The following is a 14217-nucleotide window of genomic DNA, read 5'->3' on the forward strand; positions in this document are numbered from 1 at the left end:
TTAAAGAACCGCATTATTAAAAGAATAAGAACAAAAGTATTCAAGGTAAAAGGAGAAATAAATTCCCTATTCTAAGGAGTAGGGAATTATAGTTTAAATTATTTTCTTAAATTAAAAGTCAGCTCGCAACGAGAGTACAAAATTTCTTCCAGCACCAGAAATCCCTGAACTATACGGACGATAACGTTGGTCTGTAAGGTTTTCTACACCAGCACTTAGACTTAATTTTTCGGTTAAAGCATACATCGATTTTAAATTAAGCGTATACCAAGAAGGTGCAAAATTGTTTCCATTGCTATCTTTGGCATAAATTTCATCTTTTAATTGTTCTTCAAAAGGTAAATCTTCAAATTTTCGTTCGGCTTGATAATTAGTGTAGAATTGTAAGTTTAATTTCTCCGCTTTATAAGTTAAACTAGACATTCCAAAGAGGGGAGCAGCATGTCGTAAAGTGCTTTTTGATTGGTCATCTAGTTCTTCTTCGCCTTTTTGAAAATTCAAATCGGAGGAGAAACTAAAACCGGCTGGAAGTTTAATTTCCAATCCAGCTTGAAATCCATAAACCGATGCTTTTGCCGCATTTTGAACCGCTTCAATCTGACTTAATTCACCATCATAGATAATAAAATCGTCACCATTCAATTGAAAATTACGCTTAACCAAGGCATTTTCTAAAATAGTATAATAAGCAGTGACATCAATTTTAATGAAATTATTGATCACTTTTGCAAAACCTAAATCTAAATTATAGGCATATTCGGCTTTTAAATCGGGATTTGGCACGGTTAAAGTTCCTGGTGATGAATCGAATACTTTTCCAACATCATCTACATTGGGAGAACGGAATCCCGTTCCGAAATTGCTCGTAAAAACCCATGCGTTTTCTGTGCGATAAACACCACCAATGCTTCCCGTTAAGGCCGCATCATTTAGTTTTGCTTCTTCAAATGGAAAAGGATAAAAGGCCAAATTAGTTGTAAAATCAGATTTTAAGGCATAATAATTATAACGCAAACCAGTTTGAACATAAAAACGATTGGTCATTTTGTATTCATTATTAAGATAACCGGCCATCGACTGCCATGTAGATTTTGGATAGCGGGAAGGACCAATTTCTTCTTCTCCCGTTTTGATATTTGTTTCTAATCCTGCAGATTCTACTTCGTTTAAAACATATTCAACACCATAAAAAAGAGTGTTTTTTGAATTAATATTTTTTTTGAAGTCCACATTTACCGAGTAAGCTTCTACATTTTCTGTTTGTGTATTTCGGATATTTTTGTTTAATGAACGATCAATTCTACTTTCTTCAAACGATTGTTGAGCTAGACGAATGGTCATTTCATCATAAGTTTTTCCGGTGTTTTGATTGCTAACAGTCAAATTATTCATCATCCATTTTTGTGGACCATAATTCCATTCCGCATACCGAGCAGTTCCATTTTTCACTCGATTATGCCTGTCGTATCTTCCGTAAGGAGAGGTTTCAGAATAGTGAAAACCGTATTGAAAATCCCATTTTTCATTGGGTTTAAAACGTACTTTTTGCATCATATTAAACTGCGAATAGGCCGAAGGAATTTGTAATAACGGATCGTCTTGCGTAATCACCACATCTAAACTATCTTGCCGTTGCACATAATAAGGTTTGATATAATCGGTTGGTCCATGACTTCCTTGTCGTAAATGATCAAAATCCCAACTACTAAAACTGCTCACCAATGCCCATTTCTTCCATCCTAAATTGACATCAAAATGACCGGTTCGTTCTTGATTTGCAGAAGAAGTTCGAGCGACCGCTTTTCCGGTAATTAACGCTTCCTCTGTTAAAGTAAGTTGTGGCGTTAAGGTTTGAAAGCTCATGACGCCTCCAATCGCATCGCTGCCATAAATCACTGAACCAGGGCCAAATAAAACTTCAGTATTTTCAATTGCAAAAGGATCAAAATTAATCACATTTTGAATATTTCCAGAGCGAAATATGGCATTGTTCGTTCGAATACCATCAATTGTATAGAGTAATCGATTAGTAGAAAACCCTCTAATCATTGGACTTCCACCACCTTGTTGACTTTTTTGAATGTAAACTTTTCCAGAAATACTGAGCAAATCAGCAGCGGTTTGCGGATTGATTAAGGCGACTTCAACCGCCGATATAGAAACGATTTTCGACGGAATTTCACTCGATAATTGATTCCATCGTGTGCCAGAAATTACGACTTCTTCTAAGTTTAAATTCGATGATTCTAAATAAATTACAAAATGGTTCGCTTCAATTTCTTTATAACTATTTATAACCGTTTTATAACCTAAAATCCGAATTTCAATTTTCTCAGAATTTATAAAATTTGTCAGATTGGCTTGTCCATTTGCATTAGTAAAAACAACTGCCTTTGGAATTTGACTTGATATCGAGACTAAATCAATTGGCTTGCCGCTTTGTATATCTTTAAGCGTAATTGTTTGGGCAAAAATTGAATTTGAAAGAAATAAAAACAGTTCTAAAAGAAATAGTTTTTTCATATAATAAATTAAATAGCAGTATTTTAAAAGATTTAGAGTGACTCTTTTTTACTTTTTTAAAGATATCAATTTTTATAATGTACTCAAATATAAATTTTGAATAATACACTAATTTTTGAAGGATAACTTTTTGTAAATTCATTATTAGATTTTTTATGTTATTTTTGAATAAAAACGATGACTATTTCTCATATTGAACATATTGGCATTGCTGTTAAAAGTTTAGAAGAAGCTATTCCTTTTTGGGAAAACATGCTCGGATTAAAATGTTATGCCATTGAAGAAGTAAAAGACCAAAAAGTAAAAACTGCTTTTTTTAAGATTGGACAAACTAAAATTGAATTGCTCGAAACAACAGACCCAGAAGGACCAATTGGCAAATTCATTGAAAAAAAAGGTGCAGGTTTGCATCACCTCGCTTTGTCGGTTACTAACATTGAAGATAATTTAATGGAATTAGAAAAAAAAGGCGTTCAACTTATTGATAAAATCCCACGAAAAGGGGCAGAGGGACTCGATATTGCATTTCTGCACCCCAAAGCTACGCAGGGTGTTTTAATAGAACTTTGCGAAAAGAAAAACAACTAATCACGAGGGATTGGGCAGAATATTTTCGTTCAGGTAATTGTCTAATAATTCGCCGTTTTTAAATACTTTTTTATACAGAATTTCTTCCGTTCCATAATGAAAATGTATCTCTACATAAAAATTATGTAAGCTATATAATTTTTTATATACGGGTTTTTCTATACGTTCCGCAACACTAGTTCCTTCTTTAAAGAGTATTCGGTATTGTTCGTTTTCGGTTAAGGATAAAAAGGCAATCAGCTTCAAATTAATTCAATTTAATAAAAAGCGAAGATACCAAAACCATGAAAGTATAAAGCACAAAAAACCCGATTTAATTTAATAATAACATTAAACTAAATCGGGTTATATAATTTTATTTTAATTCAACCCAGGAAAAGTTCCAATTGTCATTTGTGTACCATCGATGACTAATGCGAACAAAAATTGATTTCTATCAACATAGTAATGCATTAACTGATTTATAAAATCTATTTTTTTACCTTCGACTCCTAGTGGTTTTTGTTGACCAAACGCTACTTTGTCCACCGTCTTTTTATTATTAATGATATCATTCCAACTGTAAAGACCACTATACATTCCGGTATTAATAAAATATTCGCCTTTTACATTAATTACTCCAAAGGCATGAAATAAATCGGCAACATTGTTTGTGCTGGCTATAATTGGATTCATTTTTGACACCTTTCCGTCATTACCCATCATAATTAGAAAAGATGGACCATACGTAAAAATTGATTCTGGAAATCCAGTTGAACCCGGAGTAGGTTTTGGAGTTGCATCTACTTTCGCTTCTGCAAAAATATACAACATATTATTTTGTGCTATTACATCTCTAAAAGCAACTTCTTTGATTTTAATCACCGAATTAAATCCTTCGATTTCATTGTTTTGCAATATACTACCGGAACTCAAATCGTATAGCATCAAATAACCATAATCGCCACGACGAACTCCTTTTGAAGGATAATTGAACGCAAGCAAATAATCTTGTGTTCCAATTGAAATAGCTTTTGGTTGGTGAATATCAATTTTCTCGCCAACTTGCATTGCTTTTTGGTCGTCTTTAGTCACTAACGAAATGTAGTTGTCTAATTTATAACTATAGGCTGGACGAACATAAACAACGTTTCCAGAATTAGTAGCCACCACATCACGTGTATAATATTCATCTGTATAAGTCACTTCTTTTTCCCATTCTACTTCTAATGAACTACCGTTAATTACTTTTACGTGGTTTACATCGGGTTCTTTTTTAGAAGAATGAACTTGATAATTCAGTACAAAATACATTTTGTTGTCTGATTGTTTCACCGTGACAGAGCCAGATTTCATTGCTGAAAGTATAGGATAACTTGCAATTAAAGTACTCGTGAATTTTCCCGTTGACTTTTCTAAAACATGTTTATAAAGGTCATTCTTTTTAGCTTTGTTAGAATAGCTTTGCGTAAAAACTACCGCTTTTTCATTTCCAATCGCAAATGAGCCCAAAATGTTATGTAACGTTCCACTATCCAAAACAGGTAGTGCGTGCTTAGTCGTTTCTACTAAATTATTTTTTTGATCAAATTTTCTTAAAATGATTTCACTTTTCGCCATCATTCCAATACGATCTAATACTGAGAGTAAATAATAGTTGTAATTGTCAACCAATACAAATTTTGGAGCTAACTCATTTTTTGCATCAAAATCAAATTTTGAACCCCATTCTGCCTGTTGAGCAAAAGTCGTTCCGAATACAAAAAGAAATAAAAGGGTAAATAAATTATTTTTCATCACGCTTATTTTTTATAAATTTCTGATTCTAAAGCTTTTAATTCATTTTGTTCATCATAACTTAACTTGATTCCGATAAGGTTTTCTTGCATCTCATTCAAATAGGCTTCAGCTTGCTTTTTATTGTTCAATGCTAAATTCAAACGAATTAAATTAAAATAAATAAACTCTCCGATTTTTGAATTGAAGTCTGATTTAGAATCTTTTTTAAATTCTACTTTTTTCAAAGTTTCTGTCCAAATGTCTATTCCTTTTTGCATAGAAACCATTGCGGCAGCACTTCGTTCTGGTTCAGAAGGTTGTAGTTTTTTTAGATTAGTAGTTACATAAATATGTGCTTTTTCTAAATCGTCATATTGACCTTTATTTTTTACTTTATCTAATTTAACCGTTCTTTTCATCGATTGAAAACCGTAATTATCATTTAAATATTGGTTTAAAAAAGCAACCACTTTATTTAAATGATTTTTTTCTTCTAACGGTTTGTTGATGTTGTTGCTTGGCGAAGAAGAAATCAATTTAAATTCTTGAAAAAATTTGGCATTTATTTTTTCAACTCCATTTTCTTTTACGATTAAAGTAGTGGGTTGATTGGCAAAAGTTTGACCTGCATTATCTTGAAATTGAACATCTTGAATGTCAATCGCAACGTCTAAATAGTTCCCTTCTTTAGAAAATCCATCAATTTTAATTTGAGAACTTAAGACGTTATTGTCAACAATAATATAATTATTTAAGTTAGGCTCTTGATAAACAGGCGGTGCTGGTTTATAATAAACTGGTTTTGTTGGGCTTACTAACCTTGGGTTTTTTCCTTGGTCAGTCATTGACATCCGTTCTAACAATGAAAGTTTTTTAAACTCAGCCGATTCCAATTCAAATTTCTCTTTTGAACTGATAACATCTTTATCGTAATCTTTTAATTTCTCTTGAAATTCTTTTTCGCTATTAGCCACTACATTTTTATAATTATCTAAAGCCGCTTGATGGTCCGCTTTCGATTTTGCAATAACGTCGTCCGCTGTAACATTATAAGGCGAAGTTACCGTTACTTTTAATAATCGGTTAGCGGGTTCAACGATTGTTTTTGGTTGTTTTAAAATTTGAAAATCTATATTTTCAGAAGAAATATTTTGAGCAGTTAAGGTAATTGTGCTTACCATTATAAGTGCCAAACTGAAATAAGAAATTAATCTCATACTAATAGGGTTTTTTGAAATGAAATGCGAAAGTAAACTATTTTAGTTTAAAAAAATAATTTTTGATGGAATTGCGTGGTTCATTGTTTTGATTCCTATCAAGTTAGAAAGTTTATTTTTTTTTAATATTATTCAATAATACTATAAATGGCTGTTGTGATATGTAAAAAGTTCTTCTAATTCACACTTCATCGAGTTTTTGGTGAGTTCAACAGATTTTTTTTTTGAAATAGATTCTCCTTCTATATTTGACCCACCATAGCATAAGTAGGTTAAGTTTATGGTAGATTTGGGGCAAAAAGGGTGGAAGCAATTCCGCCTTTTTTATTTTAAAAAAACAGGTATTTTCATTCGGTCTACCATAATATGATTTACCTTTGGCCCATGACTAAAAATAGTGAAAACAATACCGTTTTAGAGCGATTAGGATTCGAGCAATTTAACGAAATGCAAGAATTGGCTCAGGAAACAATCCTTAATTCAAGTAATACGCTTTTACTTTCGCCAACAGGTTCTGGTAAAACGGTTGCTTTTCTTTTACCACTTCTTAATTTAATTCAAGCTGATATTCGCCAAGTGCAAGTACTAATTCTAGTTCCTTCACGCGAATTGGCTATTCAAATTGAACAAGTTTGGAAAAAAATGGGCACTTCCTTTAAAGTAAATACCAGTTATGGTGGTCATTCTATGGATGTTGAAATGAAAAATTTGAGTCAGCCACCAGCTATATTAATTGGTACTCCTGGCCGAATAGTCGATCATCTAAAGCGAAAATCATTTGAGACCAATCAAATTAAAACTTTAATTTTAGATGAATTTGATAAATCATTGCAACTCGGTTTTCACGAAGAAATGGCTTTTATTTGTAATCAACTCTCCAAAATTAATAAGCGAATTTGTGTTTCGGCAACGCCAGCTCTTGAAATTCCTTCTTTTACTGGAATAACATCACCTGAAATTCTTGATTTTATTCCCGATACAACAGAAGATTCCAATCTTTCGGTGCAGTTAGTTTTATCAAAAGAGAAAGATAAATTAAATTGTTTGGTACAGTTACTTTGTTCGATAAATTCAGAAGCGGCCTTGATTTTTTGTAATCATCGGGAAGCTGCCGAACGGATTTGCGAATTGCTTCTGCAAAAAAACATACAAGCCACTTACTATCATGGCGGAATGGATCAGGAAGAACGAGAACGTGCTTTAATTCTTTTTAGAAATGGAAGTGTGAATTATTTGGTCACTACCGATTTAGCGGCCCGCGGTTTAGATATTCCAGAAATGAAACATGTTATTCATTACCATCTTCCTTCTAAAAAAGAAGAATTTATTCACCGAAATGGAAGAACGGCTCGAATGTTAGCCACCGGAACCGCTTATGTTTTACATCATCAAGACGACAAAAAGGTAGACTATATTGATTATCAAATGAAGACTTTTTCTGTTAAAAAAGAAATGGAACTTCCAAAACCGCCTCAATTTCAAACGCTTTACGTAAGTGGTGGAAAGAAGACTAAACTTAGAAAAATGGATTTAGTTGGATTCTTTATGCAAAGTGGAAATCTTGCGAAAGAAGACATTGGACTTATCGAGGTAAAAGATTTTAGTTCCTTTATTGCAATTAAAGCAAAAGCAATTAATAAGTTGCTTATTCAGATAGAAAATCAAAAAATGAAAGGGAAAAAATATAAAATTGAAGTGGCAAGAGCCGTTATCAAAAAAACAGAATAACGAATTTTAAATTTGTATTTCAATAACTTTTTTATATTTGAACATTCAATTAAAGAGATTTTTACCTTCTCTCTTTACTCTTAAAATTTAAGCAAGGTTTTTATAAAATTATAGTAAAACGATGAATACTACTTTACCCAAAGCTTATCAGCACCCTTATACGATTGATAAAAAATTTAAAAAATCGGTAGCCTATTTCAGTATGGAGTTTGCCATTGACCAAAGTTTTAAAATATACTCTGGTGGATTAGGATTTTTAGCTGGTTCACACATGCGAAGTGCTTTTGATTTAAAGCAGAATATGATAGGAATTGGTGTGCTTTGGAAGCAAGGTTATTATGACCAAATTCGGAAAGAAGACCGTTCGATGGGCGTGATGTTTCAAGAGAAAATTTTTCATTTTTTAGAAGATACGGGCATTCGCTTCACCATTGAAATTAACCATCATCCCGTATGGATAAAAGCGATGTTCCTCAATCCAACCACTTTTGGCACTGCACCGATGTTTTTTTTGTCGACCGATTTACCAGAAAATGATTATTTAGCACAGTCAACAACATTTCGCCTATATGATTCAGATCCGAATGCAAAAGTGGCTCAATGTATGGTTTTAGGCGTTGGTGGAGCTAAATTGTTGGACGAATTGAATTACCAACCGGATTTATATCATTTTAATGAAGCTCATGCCTTATCGGGAGCTTTTCATTTGTATAAAAAATTCGGCCATTCTATTGACGAATTGAAAAAGAGATTAGTCTTTACGACGCATACACCGGAAGAAGCTGGGAATGAAAAACACGAGATTCATTTTTTACAAAAGTTGAGTTTTTTCTGCGGATTACCTTTAGAAGAAGTCCGAGCGATCACTGGAATTTATGACAATACATTTAACCATACCTTAGTGGGTTTACGATTTAGCCATCAAGCCAATGGTGTTCCGAAACTACATGGCGAAGTTTCTCGCCAGATGTGGGAAGGTTATGAAGGCGTTTGTCCGATTACCCACATTACCAATGCACAGAATAAAAACTTTTGGGCCGACCCGTTTATAGAAGAAGCTCGCGTTGCGAAAGATTTAAAAAAAGTGTTAACTCGAAAAGCCCGTTTAAAACACAAGTTATTTGATGTAGTGGCCGATCAAACCGGAAAACTTTTTAAAGATGAAGTTTTGACGATTGTTTGGGCACGTCGTTTTGCCGAATATAAACGTCCCGATTTAATTACAAGAGACCAAGCACGTTTTAAACGATTAATGGATAACAAGGAGTTTCCGATTCAATTGATTTTTGCTGGAAAACCTTATCCAATGGATTATGGTGCAATTAATACGTTCAATTCGTTGGCCTATTTAAGTCGGTCTTATGCGAATATGGCTGTTCTAACGGGCTATGAATTGAAGTTATCTCGTCAGTTAAAAGAAGGTTCCGATTTGTGGTTGAATACGCCAAGAGTCACGCGAGAAGCATCAGGAACAAGTGGTATGTCGGCAGCTATGAATGGTTCTATTAATCTTTCTACCAATGATGGATGGATTTGTGAGTTTTATAAAAATGGCAAGAATTCGTTTGTTTTGCCAACGGTTGATCATCATTTACCGACTTATGAGCAAGATGAGCAGGATTTAGATAATCTATTGACTTTATTAGAAGAAGTTGTCATTCCGATGTATTATCAAAAACGTAAAAACTGGGATAAAATCATGATGGAGAGTATGAATAGTGTGGTGCCCTTTTTTGATTCAGAACGAATGGCAACAGAGTATTATGAAAAAATGTATTGATAATTCTTTCAAAGTGGGAGCAAAGCGTGAATTGCAGGTCTTATAGATTTTTCTGTATTTTTTATTTGTATATCCAGTTTCTTTATTGATTGCTGGAACAGGGCAATGTGTTAGATAACTATATCTTCCTCCGCCGTATCTAAATTCGTTTGAAAAGCCACAAGATTTACATTTTTTTGCTATTATGTTTCCCATTATTATTTGCAATTAAAAACATCAATATTTAATAAAAAAACCTCTAAATTTCATTATCAAAACACAAAAACTATCCAACAGACATCTTTGCAGATTCTTTCCATAAATATTCTGGTATAGGTTCTTTTAATTCCCACTTAACATTCATAGGTTTTGAGCCTACTGTATCTTTAAATACTGCTTCACCAATAAAAACATAGCCTAATGTATTACCATTTTCATTACTTGCTCTTTCCCTTATAAAAAGTAGTATTTTTTTATTATTTACTTGTTGATTAATATATGTCAAACCTTTGCCAGTATCAGTTCTCGAAGAGTTTTGACTTTGCCAATGAAATAAAGTTTCGCTAATGGCATAATCATCATACATGGTTGTTGGCGAAAAGTCTTCTTCCGATTTGATTAAGTTAATAAAAAACAATTCTGTATTTAAATTTACATTCTCAGCAACTCCTTCTCGACTAGATGATTTTTTTTCGAAAGTGCTAAACCTAAAGGCAACTAAAATTTGATCTCTGGTGTATCGTGCATGCAATTTTAGTGGTTGCTGATAGGGTAAGACTATGTCTAATTCTTTAAAATCTATTTTATTAATTTGATATTCTAATACTTCAATAATTTCATTTACGAGAATTTTATTCTTACCTATTTCCTTAATGCTTTTTTCTAAATTGTCAAATCCTCCTGCATTTCCCAAACATCATAATGCAACATCAAGAGCATTGTCTTTTCGTCCTCGTTGAAATCATTTATTTTGATGTCAAAACCCTGTTTTGCTATCTTTAAAATAAACTTAAAATAACTTAGAGAATTTGTTGAAAGCCATTTATTTGAAATGGCGGAATATATCTATCCGCAAAGAGAAAACTTTGCTTCGGTTATTTTAGAGAATCAGTTTAAAGAAAGTTTAAAAAAACTAAATCCTGATATTCCAGAATCAGCTAAAGTGGAAGCATACCAAAAAGTAATCAATTTGGGTACAGAAGATATTATGGAAAACAACGAACGTTTCCATAACTATCTAACCAATGGCGTTACTGTAGAATATACAAAAGGAGAAAACACAATTGGTATTCCGGTTACTTTATTAGATACTCAAAATATTGAAAACAATAGCTTTTGGGTAGTCAATCAATTAGTGGTTAAAGAAAACAATACCGAAAAACGTTTTGATGTCGTTATTTATGTAAATGGTTTACCTTTAGTTTTTATAGAATTAAAAAATGCTACTGATGAAAAAGCAACAGTCTTAAAAGCATTTCAACAAATCCAAACCTATAAACAAGCAGTTCCAAGTATTTTTTATTACAATGCACTATGTGTCATTTCCGATGGAATAGATGCGAAAGCATCCAGTATATCAGCTCCTTTCTCAAGATATTTACCTTGGAAAGCATCAAAAGAAAATACAGCTGAAGTTAAAACCGAGTTACAAATTCTAACAGAATATATGTTAGACAAAAAGACTTTGGTTGAATTAATACGCTATTGTACCGTTTTCGAATCAGAAGAAAAAAAGGATGCGAAAACAGGATTAATATTTCAAACTAAAGTAAAAAAAGTAGCTGCCTATCATCAATATTATGCAGTACAAAAAGCAGTAGCACAAACCATACGTGCAACGCACAGTTCAGATGGAGACAGAAAAGCAGGTGTTGTTTGGCACACTCAAGGTAGTGGCAAATCATTAACAATGGTGTTCTATAGTGGTCAAATAATTACACATCCATTAATGGAAAACCCAACGATTGTGATGTTAACCGACCGTAATGATTTAGATGATCAATTGTTTGGCACTTTTGGTAATTGCGTAGATTTATTACGTCAAAAACCTGTACAAGCCGAAAACAGAGAACACATCAAAGAATTATTAAAAGTTTCTGGTGGTGGAGTAATCTTCACTACTATTCAAAAATTCTCTCCAGAAACAGGAAATGTCTACGATACCTTATCGGAAAGAACAAATATTGTTGTGGTTGCTGATGAAGCACACCGCAGTCAATATGGTTTTGCAGGTAAAGAAGTTGAAACCGAACAAGGAATGGAAACACGCTATGGTAATGCTAAATACTTACGTGATGCCTTACCTAATGCTTCCTACATAGGTTTTACAGGAACACCCATAGAAAAAGAAGACAAATCAACACCAGCAGTATTTGGTGATTATATAGATGTGTACGACATCAAGCAAGCAGTAGATGATGGAGCAACAGTTCCAATAAGTTACGAATCTCGTTTAATAAAAATTAAATTAGACGATGCAACTACAGCTACTATCGATGCAGAGATTAATGCAATTGCTGATGCTACAGAAGAACAATTAGAAAAAGCCAAACAAAAAGTAGCGACTATTGATGCCGTTGTAGGTCATCCAGACCGATTAAAAGACATTGCAAAAGACATAGTTTCTCATTTTGAAAAGCGTCAAGAAGTTTTTGAAGGTAAAGCAATGATCGTAGGAATGACGAGAACCATTTGTGCTAAACTATATCAAGAAATCATTGATTTAAAACCAGAATGGCATAATGAAGATTTAGACAAAGGAACAATTAAAGTAATAATGACAAGCGCATCAGATGATGTAGCTTTATTACAACCGCATCATACTACAAAAAAACAAAGAAAAGAATTAGCAGTAAGAATGAAAGACCCTAATGATGAACTAAAATTAGTCATTGTTAGAGATATGTGGTTAACTGGTTTTGATGCTCCGAGTTTAAATACAATGTACATTGATAAAAAAATGCAAGGGGCCAACTTAATGCAAGCAATTGCAAGAGTAAACCGAGTATATAAAGACAAACCAGGAGGATTAATTGTAGATTATATCGGAATAGGTCAAGATTTAAGAAATGCAATGGCAATTTATTTACAAAGCGGTGGGGAAGGAACTCCCATATTTGATATAAAAGAAGCAATTGCAGGAATGAAAGAGAAGTTTGAAGTAATAGAACAAATGTTCAACGGCTATGACATCAAAGCCTATTTTAAATCAGAAACAGCACAAAAATTACAAATACTATTAGGAGCTCAAAATTTTATAGTATCAAGTGAAAAATTAAAAGAACGATTCTTAAAAGAAGTGACTTTATTGTCAAAGCTTTTTGCAATGGCTATTCCTAGTCCAGATGCTAACAAAATTAAAGATGGAGTAGCGTTTTTCCAAGCCGTAAAAGCAAGAATAAACAAATTCACAAGCAATGGAGTAAAGTCTGATTTTGAAGTAGAAACAGCTATAAAACAAATTGTAGACGAAGCATTATCAAGTGATGGTGTGATTGATATTTTTGAAGCTGCAGGAATTAAAGCGCCATCAGTAGGAATCCTATCAGATGAATTTTTGTTGGAAGTAAAAAACATGCAACAAAAAAACATTGCCTTTGAATTACTTAAAAAATTATTGAGTGATGAGGTAAAAATACGTAAAACAAAAAACCTAGTACAAGGTAAAAAGTTTTCCGAAATGTTAGAGTCAGTTGTAAAACGCTACCACAACAACCAAATAGATTCAGCACAAGTCTTAGCAGAACTTTCAGAGATTGCAAAAGAAATGCAATTAGAAGATAAAAAATCAGTAGATTTAGGTTTAACACCCGAAGAATATGCCTTTTATAGTGTTCTAAAAGATAACGATTCTACCTATTTCTTGACGGATGATAAAATGAAAGAACTAATTCATACCATAGTGGATGTAGTTAGAAAAAATGCAACAGTAGACTGGAGCAAACGGGATGATGTTAGAGCACAACTTCGTTTAACGGTAAAGAAAATACTAATGCGTTACGGTTATCCACCAGACGTTGCTAAAATGGAAGCAGACAGAGTAATTGCTCAAAGTGAAAGTTTAGCTGATATGTTTTCTAGATAATAAAGTAATATTAGAACAACTTAATAATATTTATTATTGTTTTAGATTTTGTTGATTTAATAAATATTATTCCTAATTGAATAATAGTTTTTGTATAAAAAATACAATTTAGAACATCTTAAAAACTTAACAAATAGTTAATTAAGAAAGGAACAAACAAAATGTAATTCAAAAAACTGTATAAAAATAAAGAAGTAATAGTTAAATCGTTTAGCAAAGCATTAGTTTGGGAAGAACTACCAAATAACAAATGAGTAGAATAAAAGTAGAAGAACAAAGAATTAATTTATACAATGAATCCGATTGGGACAAAATGATTATGTTTTTAATAACAAATCTAACTAAGTTTGAAAACGCTTTTCTATCCTCAATTAAAAATTTGAAATAAAACTCGTGTCTAAAAACAAGGTTTGTTATTACTTATAATATTATTATTGATTGTCCGTAATTACCCATAATTAAATAAAAAGTATTATTTTTGATAAAAAAAGCAATGAATTTATTCAGTTTTACAGCAAATTTTGGGAGTGAAGAATCCTGTAGACTTCATTTTAAAGAAG

Annotated in this window: 10 protein-coding genes; 5 read left to right on the forward strand and 5 right to left on the reverse strand. The window is 32.5% G+C overall.

Annotated elements, in window-relative coordinates; all coding sequences use genetic code 11:
* Window positions 1-111: 111 nt before the first annotated feature.
* On the reverse strand, window positions 112-2523 hold the full coding sequence (locus tag PHR76_RS03110) for a TonB-dependent receptor (RefSeq protein ID WP_300058459.1): 2412 nt from the start codon (window positions 2521-2523) through the stop codon (window positions 112-114).
* A 177-nt stretch (window positions 2524-2700) separates the two neighbouring features.
* Between PHR76_RS03110 and mce the strand changes: the two genes are divergently transcribed.
* Window positions 2701-3111 (forward strand): methylmalonyl-CoA epimerase, encoded by a 411-nt coding sequence (gene mce / locus PHR76_RS03115; protein ID WP_300058461.1) that lies wholly within the window; start codon window positions 2701-2703, stop codon window positions 3109-3111.
* On the opposite strand, the gene PHR76_RS03120 is transcribed toward mce, so the two are convergent.
* The 3 genes from PHR76_RS03120 to PHR76_RS03130 all read right to left on the reverse strand — a co-directional run bounded on the left by PHR76_RS03120 (window position 3112) and on the right by PHR76_RS03130 (window position 6086).
* Window positions 3112-3357 (reverse strand): hypothetical protein, encoded by a 246-nt coding sequence (locus tag PHR76_RS03120; protein WP_300058463.1) that lies wholly within the window; start codon window positions 3355-3357, stop codon window positions 3112-3114.
* Window positions 3358-3471: 114 nt separating this feature from the next.
* A complete protein-coding gene (locus PHR76_RS03125; protein ID WP_300058465.1) occupies window positions 3472-4887 on the reverse strand; it encodes a hypothetical protein in 1416 nt (471 codons plus the stop codon).
* A 5-nt stretch (window positions 4888-4892) separates the two neighbouring features.
* Window positions 4893-6086, reverse strand: coding sequence for a hypothetical protein (locus PHR76_RS03130; RefSeq protein WP_300058467.1), 1194 nt, complete (start codon window positions 6084-6086; stop codon window positions 4893-4895).
* A 384-nt stretch (window positions 6087-6470) separates the two neighbouring features.
* Here PHR76_RS03130 and PHR76_RS03135 point away from each other — a divergent pair, with 384 nt between their 5' ends.
* Complete coding sequence (locus PHR76_RS03135) at window positions 6471-7814, forward strand: DEAD/DEAH box helicase (RefSeq protein ID WP_300058469.1); 1344 nt, start codon at window positions 6471-6473, stop codon at window positions 7812-7814.
* A 121-nt stretch (window positions 7815-7935) separates the two neighbouring features.
* Window positions 7936-9594, forward strand: a complete 1659-nt coding sequence (gene glgP, locus PHR76_RS03140; RefSeq protein WP_300058471.1) for an alpha-glucan family phosphorylase — start codon at window positions 7936-7938, stop codon at window positions 9592-9594.
* Window positions 9595-9859: 265 nt separating this feature from the next.
* Here glgP and PHR76_RS03145 read toward each other — a convergent pair whose 3' ends face one another.
* Window positions 9860-10486, reverse strand: coding sequence for a DUF3427 domain-containing protein (locus PHR76_RS03145; protein WP_300058473.1), 627 nt, complete (start codon window positions 10484-10486; stop codon window positions 9860-9862).
* A gap of 138 nt (window positions 10487-10624) precedes the next feature.
* Here PHR76_RS03145 and PHR76_RS03150 point away from each other — a divergent pair, with 138 nt between their 5' ends.
* Together PHR76_RS03150 and PHR76_RS13120 are read left to right on the forward strand one after the other, a co-directional pair.
* Window positions 10625-13657 carry a type I restriction endonuclease subunit R gene (locus PHR76_RS03150; protein WP_300058475.1) on the forward strand — a complete coding sequence of 1011 codons (3033 nt, stop codon included), beginning with the start codon at window positions 10625-10627 and terminating at the stop codon, window positions 13655-13657.
* 250 nt (window positions 13658-13907) lie between these two features.
* Entirely contained in the window at window positions 13908-14045 is a 138-nt protein-coding gene (locus PHR76_RS13120) for a DUF4268 domain-containing protein (RefSeq protein WP_366143564.1), read from the forward strand.
* The last annotated feature ends 172 nt before the right edge of the window (window positions 14046-14217 follow it).

The sequence above is a fragment of the Flavobacterium sp. genome, assembly GCF_028689845.1.
Taxonomy (GTDB): domain Bacteria; phylum Bacteroidota; class Bacteroidia; order Flavobacteriales; family Flavobacteriaceae; genus Flavobacterium.